The sequence below is a fragment of the Pseudomonas sp. Irchel 3H7 genome (assembly GCF_900187605.1).
GTDB lineage: Bacteria > Pseudomonadota > Gammaproteobacteria > Pseudomonadales > Pseudomonadaceae > Aquipseudomonas.
The window spans coordinates 117601-135274 of record NZ_FYEA01000014.1 but is presented as its reverse complement, the minus strand read 5'-3'; the positions used below and the strand labels follow the sequence as shown (position 1 = coordinate 135274).

20 protein-coding genes are annotated in these 17674 nt (G+C 58.8%); 17 read left to right on the top strand and 3 right to left on the bottom strand.

The window, feature by feature from the left end; all coding sequences use genetic code 11:
• Nucleotides 1-15: 15 nt before the first annotated feature.
• From CKW38_RS25250 to CKW38_RS25200, 11 genes are all read left to right on the top strand, one after another.
• Nucleotides 16-363 carry an Hpt domain-containing protein gene (locus CKW38_RS25250; RefSeq protein ID WP_095114147.1) on the top strand — a complete coding sequence of 116 codons (348 nt, stop codon included), beginning with the start codon at nucleotides 16-18 and terminating at the stop codon, nucleotides 361-363.
• A 104-nt stretch (nucleotides 364-467) separates the two neighbouring features.
• Nucleotides 468-1838: a flagellar hook-length control protein FliK gene (locus tag CKW38_RS25245; protein ID WP_095114146.1), complete on the top strand. Its 1371-nt coding sequence runs from the start codon at nucleotides 468-470 to the stop codon at nucleotides 1836-1838.
• Nucleotides 1839-2753: 915 nt separating this feature from the next.
• Complete coding sequence (gene fliL, locus CKW38_RS25240) at nucleotides 2754-3257, top strand: flagellar basal body-associated protein FliL (RefSeq protein WP_007920033.1); 504 nt, start codon at nucleotides 2754-2756, stop codon at nucleotides 3255-3257.
• Nucleotides 3258-3266: 9 nt separating this feature from the next.
• Nucleotides 3267-4235 (top strand): flagellar motor switch protein FliM, encoded by a 969-nt coding sequence (fliM, locus tag CKW38_RS25235; RefSeq protein WP_007920032.1) that lies wholly within the window; start codon nucleotides 3267-3269, stop codon nucleotides 4233-4235.
• A 56-nt stretch (nucleotides 4236-4291) separates the two neighbouring features.
• Complete coding sequence (fliN, locus tag CKW38_RS25230; RefSeq protein WP_007920031.1) at nucleotides 4292-4741, top strand: flagellar motor switch protein FliN; 450 nt, start codon at nucleotides 4292-4294, stop codon at nucleotides 4739-4741.
• Complete coding sequence (gene fliO, locus CKW38_RS25225) at nucleotides 4742-5194, top strand: flagellar biosynthetic protein FliO (protein ID WP_007920029.1); 453 nt, start codon at nucleotides 4742-4744, stop codon at nucleotides 5192-5194. It begins immediately after the preceding gene.
• Complete coding sequence (gene fliP, locus CKW38_RS25220) at nucleotides 5194-5952, top strand: flagellar type III secretion system pore protein FliP (RefSeq protein ID WP_007920027.1); 759 nt, start codon at nucleotides 5194-5196, stop codon at nucleotides 5950-5952. The genes fliO and fliP overlap by 1 nt, the downstream gene beginning before the upstream one ends.
• Complete coding sequence (fliQ, locus tag CKW38_RS25215) at nucleotides 5949-6218, top strand: flagellar biosynthesis protein FliQ (RefSeq protein ID WP_007920026.1); 270 nt, start codon at nucleotides 5949-5951, stop codon at nucleotides 6216-6218. The genes fliP and fliQ overlap by 4 nt, the downstream gene beginning before the upstream one ends.
• Nucleotides 6219-6221: 3 nt before the next feature.
• The gene (gene fliR / locus CKW38_RS25210; protein WP_095114145.1) at nucleotides 6222-7007 is read left to right on the top strand and encodes a flagellar biosynthetic protein FliR; all 786 of its coding nucleotides are present in this window, start codon (nucleotides 6222-6224) and stop codon (nucleotides 7005-7007) included.
• Nucleotides 7008-7010: 3 nt separating this feature from the next.
• Complete coding sequence (gene flhB, locus CKW38_RS25205) at nucleotides 7011-8150, top strand: flagellar biosynthesis protein FlhB (protein WP_095114144.1); 1140 nt, start codon at nucleotides 7011-7013, stop codon at nucleotides 8148-8150.
• A 139-nt stretch (nucleotides 8151-8289) separates the two neighbouring features.
• Nucleotides 8290-8526: a hypothetical protein gene (locus CKW38_RS25200; protein ID WP_095114143.1), complete on the top strand. Its 237-nt coding sequence runs from the start codon at nucleotides 8290-8292 to the stop codon at nucleotides 8524-8526.
• 167 nt (nucleotides 8527-8693) lie between these two features.
• Here the strand turns inward: CKW38_RS25200 and CKW38_RS25195 are convergent, their stop codons facing one another.
• Nucleotides 8694-9053, bottom strand: a complete 360-nt coding sequence (locus CKW38_RS25195; protein ID WP_038361600.1) for a DUF6124 family protein — start codon at nucleotides 9051-9053, stop codon at nucleotides 8694-8696.
• Nucleotides 9054-9777: 724 nt separating this feature from the next.
• Complete coding sequence (locus CKW38_RS25190) at nucleotides 9778-10221, bottom strand: hypothetical protein (RefSeq protein WP_095114142.1); 444 nt, start codon at nucleotides 10219-10221, stop codon at nucleotides 9778-9780.
• A gap of 315 nt (nucleotides 10222-10536) precedes the next feature.
• Here CKW38_RS25190 and CKW38_RS25185 point away from each other — a divergent pair, with 315 nt between their 5' ends.
• Both CKW38_RS25185 and CKW38_RS30285 read left to right on the top strand, forming a co-directional pair.
• On the top strand, nucleotides 10537-10827 hold the full coding sequence (locus tag CKW38_RS25185) for a hypothetical protein (protein ID WP_095114141.1): 291 nt from the start codon (nucleotides 10537-10539) through the stop codon (nucleotides 10825-10827).
• Nucleotides 10828-10844: 17 nt separating this feature from the next.
• Nucleotides 10845-11285, top strand: coding sequence for a transposase (locus tag CKW38_RS30285; RefSeq protein WP_218222438.1), 441 nt, complete (start codon nucleotides 10845-10847; stop codon nucleotides 11283-11285).
• 115 nt (nucleotides 11286-11400) lie between these two features.
• Here the strand turns inward: CKW38_RS30285 and CKW38_RS25175 are convergent, their stop codons facing one another.
• Nucleotides 11401-11760, bottom strand: a complete 360-nt coding sequence (locus tag CKW38_RS25175; RefSeq protein WP_095114140.1) for a DUF6124 family protein — start codon at nucleotides 11758-11760, stop codon at nucleotides 11401-11403.
• 629 nt (nucleotides 11761-12389) lie between these two features.
• Here CKW38_RS25175 and flhA point away from each other — a divergent pair.
• The 4 genes from flhA (at nucleotide 12390) to fliA (ending at nucleotide 17555) form a co-directional block, all read left to right on the top strand.
• Entirely contained in the window at nucleotides 12390-14519 is a 2130-nt protein-coding gene (gene flhA, locus CKW38_RS25170) for a flagellar biosynthesis protein FlhA (RefSeq protein WP_007920014.1), read from the top strand.
• A gap of 11 nt (nucleotides 14520-14530) precedes the next feature.
• A complete protein-coding gene (flhF, locus tag CKW38_RS25165) occupies nucleotides 14531-15871 on the top strand; it encodes a flagellar biosynthesis protein FlhF (protein WP_007920012.1) in 1341 nt (446 codons plus the stop codon).
• 116 nt (nucleotides 15872-15987) lie between these two features.
• Nucleotides 15988-16818 (top strand): flagellar synthesis regulator FleN, encoded by an 831-nt coding sequence (gene fleN, locus CKW38_RS25160; RefSeq protein WP_003222917.1) that lies wholly within the window; start codon nucleotides 15988-15990, stop codon nucleotides 16816-16818.
• Nucleotides 16815-17555: an RNA polymerase sigma factor FliA gene (gene fliA, locus CKW38_RS25155; RefSeq protein ID WP_007920004.1), complete on the top strand. Its 741-nt coding sequence runs from the start codon at nucleotides 16815-16817 to the stop codon at nucleotides 17553-17555. The genes fleN and fliA overlap by 4 nt, the downstream gene beginning before the upstream one ends.
• Nucleotides 17556-17674: the final 119 nt, after the last annotated feature.

Genomic DNA, 17674 nt, shown 5'->3' with positions numbered 1-17674 from the left:
TCAAGGAGTGAACAAGTGACTGACACACATATTGATCGCGAGGCGCTGAGCGTACTGCGCGAAGTCATGGAGGAGGGTTATCCGGAGCTTCTGGATACCTTTCTGGCGGATTCCGAAAGTCGCTTGGGCGAGTTGCAAAAGACCTCTGATGCCAAGGTGTTGTCGGAAGTTGCCCATAGTTTCAAGGGCAGCGCCAGCAACATGGGAGCTGTCCGCTTGGCGGCGCTCTGCCAGGAACTCGAATCGGACGCCAGAGACAAGAGCCCGGCGGAAATAGTCAAACTGGTCGCTGAGATCAGTGGCGAATTTGCTGAAGTTCGCCCGGTTTACGAAAGCGAAAAACATCCCGCTCACACGCACTGATCTCGCCGTCCGGCGCTTTTCTCAAGCGCCGGGCAAATCTGGCCCGGCACTTGCAGTTATCTCTGCAACTGTACCTACGATCCCAGTGCAGCGGAGACCGTTTCATGCCTGCGACCCCCAACATCCTTCTTCAGAACGCCGCTCAGGCCAAGGCGCAAGCCGCCTCTGCGAAAACGTCGGCCATGGCCGTAGATACCGGGGATAAGGCCTCAAGCTTCGCTAAAGTGTTCGCCGACCAGGGATCGAGCAAGCCTGTCGCCACCGCTGACAATTCGCCCAAGTCGTCGCGTGACAAGGTCGCTGACAACAGCGGCAAAAAGGACATTGGCGAAGATCAGTCTGCCGCTGCGCAGCCGGCGGTTGCCGATAGCGGCAACGACTTGCCTGCCGATAAAACCGCGGCGACCGATGACAGTACCGCCAGCAGCGACGACAACACTGACACCTCCCAGACTCCAGCCGTAGACGCGACGCCGGTTGATCCGACACTCGATCCGGCATTGGCAACCGCTGTGCAGCCGGTGGTTGCGGCGCCGGTTGTGCAGACTCCGGCGGTCGTCGCGACTGCCCAGCCTGAAACCGAAACCCCTGCCGTTGCCGCGCTGCCAGGTACGGTCAAAGATCCGGCACCGGCCACCGACAGCGATTTCGACCCTTCGGCCGATCCCCTCGATTCGATGCCGGCCGTGCGCATGGCGATGGAGCAGGGCGGGCACATTTCCGCTGCCAGCCAGGCGCAGCCGAAAGCGTCGCCAGCTCAGGCTCAGGCCGACGGCGAATTGACTGCGGCGCAGAACTTTGCCGCTGGCATGGCCAGCATGCTCGACGTACAAGCCGACAAGGACAGCACCAGCCAGGGCGGCGAAAAAGCCTTCAGCGGGTTGATCGACGATGGCCTCAAAGATCTCAAGACTGCGACCAGCGATACCCGTGTGGATGACTTCGCCAACCGTCTGGCGGCACTGACGCAGGCGGCTACGCCGAAGACCGCGAATGCGGTGCCGGTGAATCAGCCGATTGCCATGCACCAGAGCGGCTGGACCGAGGAAGTGGTCAACCGCGTCATGTATCTGTCGAGCGCCAATCTGAAGGCGGCGGACATTCAGTTGCAGCCAGCGGAGCTGGGACGTCTGGACATCCGCGTGAACATGGTCCCGGATCAACAGACCCAGGTCACGTTCATGAGCGCGCATCCAAGTGTGCGTGAAGCGCTGGACGGGCAGATGCATCGCCTGCGTGAAATGTTCAACCAGCAGGGCATGGGCCAGGTTGACGTCAATGTCTCCGATCAGAGCCGTGGCTGGCAGGGCCAGCAAGGTCAGGAGCAGGCGCAACAGGGCCAGAGTGGCCACACCCGCGCTGCCGGTGGTCGCCTCGATTCGGCGGATGAAGAACTGGCGCCTGCCGCCATTGCTGATGCCGCTGCGCAAACCACCAGCGTGATCGGCAGCAGCGCGGTCGACTATTACGCCTGATCAAATTACGCCTGATCAAATCAAAAGCCCCTCACCCTAGCCCTCTCCCAGTGGGAGAGGGGACTGATTGGGGGATGCTGGCGAAGTACGCCGACCTGATTCTTCTGCCGTGAATCCATAATCGATCCGGTCTTTCAGCTCGGTGTATGAAGCAAGACACCTCGGTCGGCCCCTGAAAACCCTCACACTAGCCCTCTCCCAGAGGGAGAGGGGACTGATTGGGGGATGCTGGCGAAGTACGCCGACCTGATACTTCTGCTGTGAATCCATAATCGATCCGGTCTTTCAGCTCGGTGTATGAAGCAAGACACCTCGGTCGGCCTCTGAAAACCCTCACCCTAGTCCTCTCCCAGTGGGAGAGGGGACTGATTGGGGGATGCTGGCGAAGTACGCGGACCTGATACTTTTGCTGTGAATCCATAGTCGATCCGGTCTTTCAGCTCGGTATATGAAGCAAGGCACCTCGGTCGGCCTCTGAAAACCCTCACCCTAGCCCTCTCCCAGTGGGAGAGGGGACTGATTGGGGGATGCTGGCGAAGTACGCCGATCTGATACTTCTGCCGTGAATCCATAATCGATCCGGTCTTTCAGCTCGGTGTATGAAGCAAGACACCTCGGTCGGCCTCTGAAAACCCTCCCTAGCCGTCTCCCAGTGGGAGAGGGGACTGATTGGGGGATGCTGGCGAAGTACGCCGACCTGATACTTTTGCTGTGAATCCATAGTCGACTCGGTACTTCAGGTCGACGTATCACGGCAAAATAACTCGGTCGGCCCCCTCTCCCTCCGGGAGAGGGCTGGGGTGAGGGTGCCTTTGACTTTAGCGTTGTCTCCACGACCTCCGACACTTCTGGCATAACACTTGCTCTTGCCTTGCCGTGCGACTGTGAAAACCCGAATAGTGACGGATTATTGGCATGGCGAAGAGCGAAACAGCAGCAGTGAAAGACCCCGCAACCAAAGGCAAACTCAAGCTGATCATTGTGATCGTGCTGGCATTGCTGCTGGCCATTGGTGCATCCGTGGGGGCGACCTGGTTCTTCATGCACAGTGCCCAGAGCAAGCCTGCCGAGGCCGCCGATGCAGCGCCTGTCGGCAAGCAACCGGCGATTTTCGAGCCGATGGCGCCGGCCTTCGTTGCCAATTACAACCAGAACGGCCGTCAGCGCTACATGCAGGTGAGCATCACCATGCTGGCGCGTAATCAGGCTGATCTGGAAGCGCTCAAAGTGCACATGCCGGTTATCCGCAACAACCTGGTGATGCTCTTCTCCGGTCAGGATTTCGCCACCTTGGCGACCCCGGTCGGCCAGGAGATGTTGCGCCAGAAGGCCACCGCCAGCGTCCAGGAAGTGGCGCAGAAAGAGCTGGGCAAAGTGGTGATCGAACAGTTGCTTTTCACTAATTTCGTACTGCAGTAGGAACACGACATGGCCGTGCAGGATCTGCTGTCCCAGGATGAAATCGACGCGCTGTTGCATGGCGTCGACGATGGTCTGGTACAGACCGATAACGCTGCCGAACCCGGCAGTGTCAAAAGCTACGACCTGACCAGCCAGGATCGCATCGTTCGTGGACGCATGCCGACTCTGGAAATGATCAACGAGCGTTTTGCCCGCTACACCCGCATCAGCATGTTCAACATGCTGCGCCGCTCGGCGGACGTTGCCGTCGGTGGCGTGCAGGTGATGAAGTTCGGCGAATACGTGCACTCGCTGTACGTACCGACCAGCCTCAACCTGGTCAAGATCAAACCGTTGCGCGGCACCGCGCTGTTCATCCTTGACGCCAAACTGGTGTTCAAACTGGTGGACAACTTCTTCGGCGGCGACGGCCGTCACGCCAAGATCGAAGGGCGTGAATTCACCCCGACCGAACTGCGCGTGGTGCGCATGGTGCTGGAGCAGGCTTTCGTCGATTTGAAAGAAGCCTGGCAGGCGATCATGGAAGTCAATTTCGAGTACATCAACTCGGAAGTGAACCCGGCCATGGCCAACATCGTCGGCCCGAGCGAAGCGATCGTGGTCTCCACCTTCCACATCGAACTCGATGGCGGTGGCGGCGATCTGCACGTGACCATGCCGTACTCGATGATCGAACCGGTGCGCGAAATGCTCGATGCCGGTTTCCAGTCCGACCTCGACGATCAGGACGAGCGCTGGGTCAACGCCCTGCGCCAGGACGTGCTCGACGTCGACGTGCCGATCGGTGCCACCGTCGCGCGTCGCCAGTTGAAGCTGCGTGACATCCTGCACATGCAGCCGGGGGATGTGATCCCGGTCGAGATGCCGGACGAAATGATCATGCGCGCCAACGGCGTGCCGGCCTTCAAGGTCAAGATGGGCTCACACAAAGGCAACCTCGCGTTGCAAGTGATCGAGCCGATCGAGCGCCGCTGAAACGGCGCCACACCCCCTTTTGCATTAACTGAATTGTTGCCCGCCGAGGACACATGATGAACGACGATATGAACGCCCAGGACGACCAGGCACTGGCTGACGAATGGGCTGCGGCCCTGGAAGAAACCGGTGACGGTCAAGCTGACATCGACGCCCTGCTGGCCGCCGACGCAGCCAGCGGCTCGCGTCTGCCGATGGAAGAGTTCGGCAGCGTGCCGAAGAACAACGATCCGGTGACCCTCGACGGCCCGAACCTGGACGTCATCCTCGACATCCCGGTATCGATCTCGATGGAAGTCGGCAGCACCGACATCAACATCCGCAACCTGCTGCAACTCAACCAGGGTTCGGTGATCGAGCTCGATCGTCTGGCCGGTGAGCCGCTGGACGTGCTGGTCAACGGCACGCTGATCGCGCACGGCGAAGTGGTAGTGGTCAACGAGAAGTTCGGCATCCGCCTGACTGATGTGATCAGCCCAAGCGAACGCATCAAGAAGCTGCGCTGAGTGAAACGGTTTCTCTGGGCTTTGCTGGCATTGCCATTGAGCGTGCTGGCCGCCGAACCGTCGACGACCACCACAGTGCCTGCCGCCACCGCGCCGATGGTCAACAGCGGCGTGGCCGGGCAACTGACGCAACTGGTGTTCGGCCTGTTGCTGGTGCTGGGGTTGATCTTCTTCCTCGCCTGGCTGTTGCGCCGGGTGCAGCAGGCAGGGCCGGCCGGCAAGGGGCAAGTGATCGAGCTGATCGGTTCGCGCGCGCTCGGGCCGCGTGACCGTTTGTTGCTGGTGCAGGTCGGCAACGAGCAAATTCTGCTCGGCTTGAGCCCCGGTACCATCACCGCGCTGCACGTGCTCAAGGAGCCGGTGCCGGTGCCGAGCACCAGTGAAAAAGCCACTCCGGATTTTGCCCAGCAGTTGCTGAAGATACTCGGCAAGGATCAGAAGGATACGAAGTAATGGGTGCGTTACGCATCGTCTTGACGCTGGCCTTGTTGCTGGCCGCGCCGCTGGCGTTCGCCGCCGATCCGTTGTCGATCCCGGCGATCACGCTGGGCACCAACGCCGATGGCGCGCAGGAGTATTCGGTCAGTCTGCAGATCCTGCTGATCATGACCGCGCTGAGCTTCATTCCGGCGGCCGTGATTCTGATGACCAGTTTCACCCGGATCATCATCGTCTTCTCGATCCTGCGTCAGGCCCTCGGCCTGCAGCAGACGCCGTCGAACCAGATCCTCACCGGCATGGCGCTGTTCCTCACCCTGTTCATCATGGCCCCGGTGTTCGATCGGGTTAACAACGATGCGCTGCAACCGTATCTGGCGGAAAAACTCACCGCCCAGCAAGCGGTAGAAAAAGCCCAGGTGCCGATCAAGGACTTCATGCTCGCCCAGACCCGCACCAGCGATCTGGAGCTGTTCATGCGCCTGTCCAAGCGCACCGACATCGCCACCCCGGATCAGGCGCCGCTGACCATTCTGGTGCCGGCGTTCGTCACCTCCGAGCTTAAAACCGCGTTCCAGATCGGCTTCATGATCTTCATTCCGTTCCTGATCATCGACCTCGTCGTGGCCAGTGTGCTGATGGCGATGGGTATGATGATGCTCTCGCCGCTGATCATTTCGCTGCCGTTCAAGATCATGCTGTTCGTGCTGGTGGATGGCTGGGCGCTGATCATCGGCACCTTGGCCAGCAGTTTTGGAGGTGTCTCGCCATGACGCCGGAAGTTGCGGTCGATATCTTTCGTGAAGCCCTTTGGCTGACCACATTGATGGTCGCGATTCTGGTAGTGCCGAGCCTGTTGGTCGGCTTGCTGGTGGCGATGTTCCAGGCTGCGACCCAGATCAACGAACAGACGTTGAGCTTCCTGCCGCGTCTGCTGGTGATGCTGGTGACGTTGATCGTCGCCGGTCCGTGGATCGTGCAGACGTTCATGGAATACATCATTCAGTTGTACAAAAACATCCCGATGGTCATCGGCTAAGCCATGCAATCGCTGCTTCAGCTGACCGACACCCAGATCAGTACCTGGGTGGCGTCGTTCATGTTGCCGCTGTTTCGTGTGGCCTCGATGCTGATGGTGATGCCGGTATTCGGCACGACGCTGGTGTCGCGGCGGATCCGCCTGTATTTCGCGGTGGCGATCACCGTGTGCATTGCGCCGAGCCTGCCGCCGATGCCGGCGGTCAGCCCGCTGGATCTCAGCGGTTTGCTGATGATTGCCGAGCAGATTCTCGTCGGTGCGGTACTCGGGTTTTCCCTGCAGCTGTTTTTCCAGGCGTTTGCCGTGGCGGGGCAGATTGTCGCGATCCAGATGGGTATGGGCTTCGCCTCGATGGTCGACCCGGCCAACGGCGTCTCGGTCGCGGTGATCGGGCAATTCTTCACCATGCTGGTGACGCTGCTGTTCCTGTCGATGAACGGCCATCTGGTGGTCTTCGAAGTGCTCACCGAAAGCTTCACCACGCTACCGGTCGGCAGCGGTCTGATGACTGCGCATTACTGGGAGCTGGCCGGCAAACTCGGCTGGGTCCTCGGTGCGGCGTTGCTGCTGGTATTGCCGGCGGTCACCGCGTTGCTGGTGGTCAACATCGCATTTGGCGTGATGACTCGCGCCGCACCGCAACTGAACATTTTTTCCATCGGTTTTCCGCTGACCTTGGTCCTCGGTCTGTTTATCGTCTGGGTTGGTCTGGCGGACATTCTCAATCAGTATCAGCCGCTGGCCACTGAAGCCTTGCAGCTGCTACGCGAACTGGCACGGGCGCGCTGAGTCATGGCAGAGAGCGAAAGCGGTCAGGACAAAACAGAAGACCCCACGGACAAACGCAAAAAAGACTCCCGTGAGAAGGGCGAGATTGCTCGTTCCAAAGAACTCAACACCCTCGCCGTGATGATGGCCGGCGCCGGTGCGCTGCTGGTGTTCGGCGGCATGCTCGCCGAAGACTTGATGGAGCTGATGCGCCTGAACTTCACGCTGTCGCGTGAGGTGATCATGGATCAGGGTTCCATGGGCGCATTTCTGTTGAAGTCGGGTCAGATGGCGTTGTTGGCCATCCAGCCGTTCATGATCACCCTGTTGCTCGCGGCGCTGATCGGGCCGATTTCCCTCGGTGGCTGGCTGTTTGCGGCCGGTTCCATGGCGCCCAAGTTCAGCCGGATGAACCCGGCGGCAGGCTTGAAGCGAATGTTTTCGTTCAAGGCTGTAGTCGAACTGCTCAAGGCGCTGGCCAAGTTTCTGGTCACCTTGGGGGTGGCGTTGGTGGTGCTGATGTCGGATGTCGATGACTTGATGCGCATCGCCCACGAGCCGCTGGAGATGGCGATTATTCACAGCGTCACTCTGGTCGGCTGGAGTACCTTGTGGCTAGCCTGCGGCCTGATCATCATCGCCGCTGTCGATGTGCCGGTGCAGCTCTGGGAAGCGCACAAGAAACTGCTGATGACCAAGCAGGAAGTGCGCGACGAGCACAAGGATCAGGAGGGTCGTCCGGAGGTCAAACAGCGCATCCGCCAGACCCAGCGCGAGATGTCGCAGCGGCGGATGATGGCGGCAATTCCTGACGCCGACGTGGTTATCACCAACCCGACCCACTACGCCGTCGCGCTCAAGTACGACTCGGAAAAGGGCGGGGCGCCGATCCTGCTGGCCAAGGGCAGCGACTTCCTCGCGCTGAAAATCCGCGAAATCGCCGTCGCCAACAACGTCATGCTCCTCGAATCGCCGGGGCTGGCGCGTTCGATCTACTACTCCACCGAACTGGAGCAGGAAATTCCCGGCGGGTTGTATCTGGCGGTGGCTCAGGTCTTGGCCTACGTCTACCAGATTCGCCAGTACCGCGCCGGCAAGGGCAAACGCCCGGATCCGCTCAAGGACGACTTGCCGATTCCGCCGGATCTGCGTCGCGATTCCTGACGTTGTTGTGCAGCCATTCGTCTGAGATTCCCAATTACTGTCAACTCTGACAGGTGCAGTCGCCGTGATTTTGCAGTTTGATGCAAGGTGCTGTCGCGCGCTGGCGCGGCCGGGCGGGCGAGTGAAAGGGAGCAAGGCAATGAAAGGTATTTTCAGCAGCTACGATGAAAAAACCGGTAAAGGCACCATCACGCCGAAGCCATCCGGACGATGCCTTTCCTTTGCTGAGGCCACGGGTTTTTTTCTGACCGCCAAAGAGTACCGATTCAGCATTCCATTGGCTGATGTCCTGCAGGCGAGCGTCAAGGTGGGCGGCGAGGTCGAGTTCGAATTATCCAAGAGCAAGAATGGAAAAGTGAAAATCCTGCGGTATTGACCAACTGTTCGCAAAGCCGCTGAAAACGGGCGGCGGTTTTTTATGATCGTTCCCACGCTCTGCGTGGGAATGCAGCCCGGGACGCTCCGCGTCCCTTCCAAAGCCGAACGCGGAGCGTCCGTTGAGGCATTCCCACGCAGGAGCGTGGGAACGATCATCGCGTGTCGCTACTGCGGCAACTCCAGATTATCCATCACCCTATTCACTGCCAGCTCGCCGAGCATGATCAGCTGCGCGATACCCAGCAGCGTCCTGCGCTGTGACGCGGGTATGAGGTGGGCGAAGTCATGGGCGATGGTTCTGGCCGAAGCCAGGGTTTCGCTGGCATCGGCCAGCAGCTCCTCGTTTTTGAAGTCCGCGGTGACGGCGTACATCCGGCGGGTTTTACGTGGCGGTGGGGTTGAGCCGGGTGGGCAGAGGTAGTGATCGAGGGCGCGTTCGGCGGCGTCGTTGAGTTTTTTCGAATCGAGGGATTCGTAGGGGGAGGCGAGGTCGATTTCGGGTGGGTTGGGTGTTGGTTTTATCATGGTGAAGCTCCTGAGGTTATGGAGCCACTCTTTCCCTGTCGCTAAACAAGTGAAGGTGGCAGCTGTACGCAGGTTAGCGAACCGGTCACAGGCACCCCGGTAGACCCAAAGGTCTCCCGCATACAGCCGCCATAACGTAATTGCAGGCGAAGAGTCCTACAACGAAGCCACGAACGCTGATGCACTGAGATGGTCCGGGTCGCTAAACCCGATCGCTGATTTGTCAGCGACCGGACCACAATAGAACCCGACCCCAAAGCGCACAAGCCGGCGGATTCTGGCGTAGCTGTAGGCAATGGCGCAAGAATTTGTAGCCTGGAAGGCGTGTCTGAAGGTGTCTTTTAAACGCCTGAGTTTAAAAGATGATTTGCGCTGACTTCACTGGCCCCTTGGCGAGCAAACTCGCTCCCACATTTGCAATGCGTTTCCCTGTGGGAGCGAGCTTGCTCGCGAAAGGGCCATCCCGGTAGGCAAAAAAATCTCGGCCAAGTCTCGCTGTTTAAATCACTGCTTAAATAGATCTGTCCCCTTTTCTCGGATCCGCTCAAGGACGATTAGCCGATTCCGCCGGATCTGCGCCGCGATTCCTGACATTGCGGTGATACAACAAAAAACCGCCATCCCGATTGAACGGGCCGGCGGTTCTTTATGCCTGACCCAATGAGAGTCCGCCTCCTGGTGCGGTCATTGTGGCGAGGGAGCTTGCTCCCGTCAGGCTGCGTAGTCAGGAAGTGGCCACGATATTGTCAAAGAGCACAATCGTCCCGTTGGGTTCAATGATGGTGATGCTGTGTATGTCTGGATGTTCGAATTTCAGTTCCAACAACGTTCTACCGCCCTCCTTTGCTCGCTGATCGCTCTGGCCGAGTTTTTGATTGTCTTTATTATAGAAATAGGCTTCAAACCCTTCCCCGGCATTAATGAACCAAAGGCTGATAGCCGAGGCCGGCGCTTTAAGGGTTATTTTAAGCTCTCCGCTCATGACACCTAGTACCTTGCCGCCGAAGTGCTCTTCTTCTTTAAAGTTTCTGATGACCATTACCGAATTTTCACTGGGTCGAGGGCCGAGGAAAAAGTCCATATCGGGTCGCTCGAATCCACTGTTCTGCACGAATTCACAATTTTCCATATTGTTGAAATCTTCGATAATCCGATTGACCGTGCTCATGACGATTGCTCTGCTGAGTTGATGAGTGGCTACTCAAGCAGACATATGAAAACGCATCTACTGTCAGAAGTTACAGGTTTTCTCACCGTTCGTCTGAAATGCTTTTGGCCATACATCAATGGTTAAATAAATCTGTCCGCTTTTCGGTCCGATATCACCGGACTTATGCGTGATTCTCAGGTTTACCTTTCGTCTGAAAAGACGTCTTACCTGTCAGGTTTTACAGGTGTGGGACGCGTGCTGCTGCGGTTTGATTGCCGGGTGGCGCCGCACATCGGGTGCGCTTGCTTATGCGATGGCAAAGGAGAAAAGGAAATGGAATTGAAAGATAAAGATGACGTGGGTTCATTCGTAAGCTACAACGAAAAAACTGGTAGGGGCACTATCTTTCCGGGAACGCACGATGAATACGTCAGAATAAAAGACATACTTGCCGGGAAAATTCGCTCACCTTACCCGGAACCTCCGCTTGACCCTGACGGAAGATGTTTTTTCTTTCTGATCCCTGAAAGCCAAAAGCACCAATTCAACTTCAAAGTCGGTAGGTCGGTCGTATGTGATCTGGTGAAAAAAGGTTCGATGGAAGTGACAAACCTCCGCTTTTAATTTGAAGCGCAGCGGGGTTGGCGAATCTCTATCGGGATCAGGCGGTACGCCGAGTACAGATTCGCCGAGATGATCACGAAACACCGCTGGTGCTGGTCACTAACGACTTTTCTCGCTCTGCTGAAGAAATTGCCGGGCTGTACAAACAGCGCTGGCAGATTAAGTTGTTTTTCAAGTGGATCAAGCAAAACCTAAAGCTCAAACGCTATTTTTGCCTCTCCGAAAATGCCGTTCGTCTGCAGATTTACAGCGCTCTGATCACATACCTTTTGCTGCATCTCTATCAGCGCCGATCAGGTGGCTCCGGGTCTATTTCCAGCTTCGTCATTCGGCTAGCCCATACGTTGTTCGAACGCCATCAAGCATCGAACATCTTGAACACCGAAGGCAGAAGCGAACAGAGCAGAAGGCAGCTCAAGGCTGCCTTCTGCTATGAAGCAGTTTTTACCGGACACTAGTGACGCTCTGCGTGGGAATGCAGCCCGGGACGCTCCGCGTCCCTTCCGAAGCCGAGCGCGGAGCGTCCGTTGAGGCATTCCCACACAGGAGGGTGGGAACGATCATCGCGGGGCGTTACTGCGGCAACTGCAGATTATCCATCACCCGATTCACCGCCAGCTCGCCGAGCATGATCAATTGCGCGATCCCCAACAGCGTCCTGCGTTGCGACGCGGGGATGAGATGGGCGAAGTCATGGGCGATGGTTCTGGCCGAAGCGAGCGTTTCGCTGGCATCGGCCAGCAGTTCCTCGTTCTTGAAATCTGCGGTGACGGCGTACATCCGACGGGTTTTACGTGGCGGCGGGGTCGAGCCGGGTGGGCAGAGGTAGTGATCGAGGGCGCGGTCGGCGGCGTCGTGGAGCTTTTTGGAATCGAGGGATTCGTAGGGGGAGGTGGGGTCGGTTTCGGGTGGGTTGGGTGTTGGTTTGATCATGGTGAAGCTCCTAGAGTCATTGGAGCTGCCAACGTTCGCTGCGAGACGAATGAGGGTGGCAGCTATACGCGGGTCGCAGACCGGGACTCTAGAACCGGCAGACCCGAAGGTCTCCCACGTACAGCCGCCATAAAAAAGCGGGTGTTGTGCGTCCAGAGATCGACGGGCTGCGAGACCCGATCGCTGATTCGTCAGCGACCGACCCACAATAGAACCCGACCCCAAGACGCACAAGCCGGCGGATTCTGGCTTGGCTGTAGGCAATGGCGCAAGGATTTGTAGCCTGGAAGGCGTGTCTGGAGGTGTCTTTTAAACGCCTGAGTTTAAAAGGCGATTTGGCGGACTTCACTGGCCTCTTCGCGAGCAGGCTCACTCCCAGAAGAGACTGCATTCCAAATGTAAGAGTGAAATGCACACCAAATGTAGGAGTGAGCCTGCTCGCGATAGCGGAGTGTCAGTTGACGAATTTTTTGAATGACACGCCGCTATCGCGAGCAGGCTCACTCCTACAGGGGGCATGTTTCTCTCCCGATTTCATTCCCCGGCAAAAGTTGGAAAGCTTCTTGCAGTACCCGCCGTGAGCCCGCTCTGGGCGTCAAAAGTTTGCTTTAAAGGAACGGGGAAAACCGGTGGATCGCTCTCAGTTATTCAACACTGCTCGCACAAACGTTGCCGACCTCAGTCGGGGCAATCTGGGCGTGCCGTTGTTGCTGCTGGTGATGCTGGCGATGATGATGTTGCCGGTGCCGCCGTTCCTGCTCGACGTGTTTTTTACCTTCAACATCGCGCTGTCGATCGTCGTTCTGCTGGTCTGCGTGTACGCGCTGCGGCCGCTGGATTTTGCGGTGTTCCCGACGATTCTGCTGGTCGCGACGTTGCTGCGGCTGGCGTTGAACGTAGCTTCGACGCGGGTGGTGATGCTGCACGGTCAGGACGGCCACGCCGCTGCCGGTAAGGTGATTCAGGCCTTCGGTGAGGTGGTGATCGGCGGTAACTACGTGGTCGGTATCGTGGTCTTCGCGATCCTGATGATCATCAACTTCGTCGTGGTGACCAAGGGTGCCGGGCGGATTTCCGAGGTGAGCGCGCGCTTCACCCTCGATGCAATGCCCGGCAAACAAATGGCGATCGACGCCGACCTCAACGCCGGTCTGATCGACCAGAACCAGGCCAAGATGCGCCGTCAGGAAGTCGCCCAAGAGGCCGAGTTCTACGGTTCGATGGATGGTGCCAGCAAGTTCGTCCGGGGTGACGCCATCGCTGGTCTGTTGATTCTGTTCATCAACCTTATTGGCGGCATGGCCGTCGGTATCTTCCAGCACAACATGAGCTTCGGCGATGCCGGTCGGGTTTACGCCTTGCTGACCATCGGTGACGGTTTAGTGGCGCAATTGCCATCACTGTTGTTATCGACAGCGGCGGCGATCATGGTGACCCGTGCTTCCGGTTCGGAAGACATGGGCAAACAGATCAATCGCCAGATGTTCGCCTCGCCGAAAGCGTTGGCGGTGGCGGCCGGTTTGATGGCCGTGATGGGCTTGGTGCCGGGCATGCCGCACTTCTCCTTCCTGAGCATGGCTGCGCTGGCCGCTGGTGGCGCGTACCTGTTCTGGAAGAAGCAGAACGTGGCCAAGGTCGTGGCGCTGGAAGAGGTCAAGCGCCAGCAGGAACTGCTGCCGTCGCCGGCCCGCGCCATGGAAACCAAGGAGCTGGGCTGGGATGACGTCACGCCGATCGACATGATCGGTCTGGAAGTCGGTTATCGCCTGATCCCGCTGGTGGATCGCAATCAGGGTGGGCAATTGCTGGCGCGGATCAAGGGCGTGCGCAAGAAGCTTTCGCAGGATCTGGGCTTCCTGATGCCGACCGTGCACATCCGCGACAACCTCGATCTGGCGCCGAGCGCCTATCGCCTGACTCTGATGGGCGTGATCCTCGCCGAAGCCGAGATCTACCCGGATCGCGAGCTAGCGATCAACCCGGGCCAGGTCTACGGCACGCTCAACGGTATCAATGCCAAAGATCCGGCTTTCGGCCTGGAAGCGGTGTGGATCGAAATCAGCCAGCGTGCCCAGGCACAATCGCTCGGTTACACCGTGGTCGATGCCAGCACCGTGGTCGCCACGCACTTGAACCAGATTCTGTACAAGCACTCCAGTGAGCTGATCGGCCACGAGGAAGTGCAGCAACTCATGCAATTGCTGGCCAAAAGCTCGCCGAAACTGGCGGAAGAGCTGGTGCCGGGCGTGGTTTCGCTGTCGCAACTGCTCAAAGTGCTGCAAGCGCTGTTGGCCGAACACGTGCCGGTGCGCGATATCCGCAGTATTGCCGAAGCCATCGCCAACAACGCTGCGAAGAGTCAAGATACCGCCGCGTTGGTGGCTGCGGTGCGCGTCGGCGTATCGCGCGCCATCGTCCAAAGCATTGTAGGCACTGAGTCGGAGCTGCCTGTGATCACCTTGGAACCAAGGTTGGAACAAATATTGCTCAATAGTCTGCAGAAGGCAGGACAAGGCTCGGAAGAGGGCGTTCTGCTGGAGCCAAGCATGGCCGAGAAGCTGCAGCGTTCGCTCATCGAAGCGGCGCAGCGTCAGGAAATGCAAGGTCAGCCGGTGATCCTTTTGGTCGCTGGCCCGATCCGCGCGATGCTCTCGCGCTTTGGCCGCCTCGCAGTCCCTGGACTGCATGTGCTGGCCTACCAGGAAATACCGGACAACAAGCAAGTGACCATCGTTGCGACAGTAGGGCCCAACGGCTGAGGTAGTGGTTTATGCAAGTTAAGCGTTTCTTTGCCGCCGATATGCGTCAGGCCATGAAGCTGGTTCGTGATGAGCTGGGCGCTGATGCCGCCATCATTGGCAACCGCCGCATTGCCGGCGGTGTCGAGCTGACGGCGGCACTGGATTACAAATTGTCGGCGCTGGCGCCACGGGTTCCGAACATGGAGCTCGAAGACGAGCTGCGCAAGACGCAGTCGCGCATCGTCACCGCTCAGGCCGAGTTGAGCCTGCGTGGCGAAGCCGATGGCAACAGCAATCGCCAGATTTTCGCTGGCCTGCCGTTGACGGCCGGCCTGCCGCTGACCGCAGCTGAACCGCTGACCGAGCCGACCTACGCCGCTCCGGCGCGTCCAGCCCCGGCACCTGCGCAGTCTTCCGGCGGTGTTGATCCGCGCGCACTGGATTCGATGCGTTTTGAATTGAACAGCCTGCGCGAGCTGATGGAAGTCCAGCTCGGTACCCTGGCCTGGAATCAGCTGCAAGGCAGCCGTCCGGCGCAAGCCAATCTGTATCGCCGTCTGCAACGTATCGGCCTGTCCGGCCCGTTGTCGCGCGATCTGCTGGCGATGATCACCGATATCGAAGAGCCGCGTCAGGCCTGGCGCATGTTGCTCGCGCACCTGGCACGGATGATTGCCGTACCGGAAGTCGAGCCGCTGGAAGAGGGCGGTGTGATTGCCATGGTCGGCCCGGCCGGCATGGGCAAGACCACTACGCTGGCCAAGCTTGCCGCGCGTTATGTGCTGAAATACGGCGCGCAGAATGTCGCGCTGGTGAGCATGGACAGTTTCCGTATCGGCGCTCAGGAACAGCTGAAGACGCTGGGTCGCATTCTCAATGTGCCGGTGACCCACGTCGATCCGGGCCAATCGCTGGTGCAGGCGCTGGATCCACTGCTGCGCAAACGCGTGGTGTTGATCGATACTGCCGGCCTGCAAGCCAGCGATCCAGCCCTGCGCATGCAGCTCGAAAGTCTGGCCGGGCGTGGCATTCGGTCAAAAAATTATCTGGTCTTGGCAACCACCAGCCAGAAACAGGTTCTAACCGCCGCTTATCACAGTTACAAGCGTTGCGGGCTTGCCGGCTGCATCCTGACTAAACTGGATGAAACGGCCAGCCTTGGCGAAGTGTTGAGCCTGGCGATCAGTCATGAATTGCCGGTCGCGTACCTGACCGATGGCCCACGGATTCCGGATGATTTGCATCTGCCGCGTCGTCATCAACTGGTCAGCCGCGCCGTCAGCGTGCAAATGCAGGAAGAACCCAGCGAAGAAGCCATGGCTGACATGTTCGCTGATATCTATCACAGCCCGACCAAGCAGGTAGGCTGAGGTATTCATGAACAGTTTTTGTACCTACATCGATGGTCTGCCATGCATTGTTCCGGTTGTGAACGCGCAGCCAGTAATGTGGCCTCCGTCTATGCAAGACAAGGTAAAGAAATAACATGGGCAGCATGCATCCCGTACAGGTGATCGCGGTGACCGGCGGCAAAGGTGGCGTCGGCAAGACTAACGTGTCAGTGAACTTGTCGCTGGCGCTGGCAGAGCTTGGCCGTCGGGTCATGCTGCTGGACGCCGACCTCGGTCTGGCGAACGTTGACGTATTGTTGGGGCTGACCCCTAAGCGCACGCTGGCCGACGTCATCGAAGGCCGTTGCGAATTGCGCGACGTGCTGTTGCAAGGCCCCGGTGGCATTCGCATCGTGCCGGCGGCGTCCGGCACGCAGAGCATGGTCCACCTGAGTCCGGCGCAACACGCCGGCCTGATTCAGGCGTTCAGCGACATCGGCGACAATCTCGACGTATTGGTGATCGACACCGCTGCGGGTATTGGTGACTCGGTAGTCAGTTTCGTGCGCGCAGCCCAGGAAGTGTTGCTGGTGGTCTGCGACGAGCCGACGTCCATTACCGACGCCTACGCGCTGATCAAATTGCTCAACCGCGATTACGGCATGAACCGCTTCCGCGTCCTCGCCAACATGGCGCAGAGCCCGCAGGAAGGGCGCAACCTGTTCGCCAAGTTGACCAAGGTCACGGATCGCTTCCTTGATGTGGCCCTACAATATGTCGGCGCCGTGCCTTACGACGAAAGCGTGCGTAAAGCGGTGCAGAAGCAGCGTGCGGTGTATGAAGCCTTCCCGCGTTCCAAGTGCGCACTGGCGTTCAAGGCGATCGCGCAGAAGGTCGACACCTGGCCGCTGCCCGCCAACCCGCGTGGCCACCTTGAGTTTTTCGTCGAGCGCCTCGTGCAGCAAACGGCAGGGCCCGTGCTATGACCGCAAGCGGTATGAACTACTACAAGAAGTCGGCACGTGACGCGCAGTACGAACTGATCGAGCGTTACGCGCCACTGGTCAAACGCATTGCCTACCACTTGCTGGCGCGTTTGCCGGCGAGTGTGCAGGTCGAAGACCTGATCCAGGCCGGAATGATCGGTCTGCTCGAAGTCTCGACCAAATATGACGCCAGCAAAGGCGCCAGTTTTGAAACGTACGCGGGCATTCGAATCCGCGGCGCGATGCTCGACGAAGTGCGCAAAGGGGACTGGGCGCCACGCTCGGTTCACCGCAATACCCGTATGGTCAGTGACGCAATTCGCTCAATTGAAGCTAAAACCGGCCGTGACGCTAAAGATCACGAGGTTGCAGCCGAACTCCAATTGAGTCTCGACGATTACTACGGGATTTTGAATGACACCTTGGGCAGCCGCCTGTTCAGTTTCGACGACCTGCTGCAGGACGGCGAACACGAAGGGCTGCACGAGGATGGCGCGAGTGCTCATCTTGAGCCGTCGCGCGATCTGGAAGATGAACGTTTCCAGGCTGCGTTGGCGGACGCGATTGCCAATTTGCCGGAGCGTGAGCGACTGGTGTTGGCGCTGTACTACGACGAAGAGCTGAACCTCAAGGAAATCGGTGAAGTCCTTGGCGTCAGTGAATCGCGGGTCAGCCAGTTACACAGCCAGTGCGCGGCCCGTTTGCGGGGGCGTTTGGGGGAGTGGCGAGCGCGCTGAAGGCGGTGTGGGGACACTGCGAACGAGGCTGGTGCGGTGATGAACGGCACCGGTCTTGCTCTGTTGTGCTCCAGACAGTCTTCGAGTGCTAAGCCGATTGATTGAAGTGGCGCGTCCAG

Excerpts from the sequence above, each read along its gene's own strand:
- CKW38_RS25190 (WP_095114142.1), bottom strand. The coding sequence starts at position 10,221 with ATGAGCACGGTCAATCGGATTATCGAAGATTTCAACAATATGGAAAAT.
- fliR (WP_095114145.1), top strand. The coding sequence starts at position 6,222 with ATGCAATCGCTGCTTCAGCTGACCGACACCCAGATCAGTACCTGGGTG.
- flhB (WP_095114144.1), top strand. The coding sequence starts at position 7,011 with ATGGCAGAGAGCGAAAGCGGTCAGGACAAAACAGAAGACCCCACGGAC.
- flhF (WP_007920012.1), top strand. The coding sequence starts at position 14,531 with ATGCAAGTTAAGCGTTTCTTTGCCGCCGATATGCGTCAGGCCATGAAG.
- fliM (WP_007920032.1), top strand. The coding sequence starts at position 3,267 with ATGGCCGTGCAGGATCTGCTGTCCCAGGATGAAATCGACGCGCTGTTG.
- CKW38_RS25195 (WP_038361600.1), bottom strand. The coding sequence starts at position 9,053 with ATGATAAAACCAACACCCAACCCACCCGAAATCGACCTCGCCTCCCCC.
- fliA (WP_007920004.1), top strand. The coding sequence starts at position 16,815 with ATGACCGCAAGCGGTATGAACTACTACAAGAAGTCGGCACGTGACGCG.
- fliQ (WP_007920026.1), top strand. The coding sequence starts at position 5,949 with ATGACGCCGGAAGTTGCGGTCGATATCTTTCGTGAAGCCCTTTGGCTG.
- fliL (WP_007920033.1), top strand. The coding sequence starts at position 2,754 with ATGGCGAAGAGCGAAACAGCAGCAGTGAAAGACCCCGCAACCAAAGGC.
- fliN (WP_007920031.1), top strand. The coding sequence starts at position 4,292 with ATGAACGACGATATGAACGCCCAGGACGACCAGGCACTGGCTGACGAA.
- fliP (WP_007920027.1), top strand. The coding sequence starts at position 5,194 with ATGGGTGCGTTACGCATCGTCTTGACGCTGGCCTTGTTGCTGGCCGCG.
- CKW38_RS25185 (WP_095114141.1), top strand. The coding sequence starts at position 10,537 with ATGGAATTGAAAGATAAAGATGACGTGGGTTCATTCGTAAGCTACAAC.
- CKW38_RS25200 (WP_095114143.1), top strand. The coding sequence starts at position 8,290 with ATGAAAGGTATTTTCAGCAGCTACGATGAAAAAACCGGTAAAGGCACC.
- CKW38_RS25245 (WP_095114146.1), top strand. The coding sequence starts at position 468 with ATGCCTGCGACCCCCAACATCCTTCTTCAGAACGCCGCTCAGGCCAAG.
- CKW38_RS25175 (WP_095114140.1), bottom strand. The coding sequence starts at position 11,760 with ATGATCAAACCAACACCCAACCCACCCGAAACCGACCCCACCTCCCCC.
- fleN (WP_003222917.1), top strand. The coding sequence starts at position 15,988 with ATGGGCAGCATGCATCCCGTACAGGTGATCGCGGTGACCGGCGGCAAA.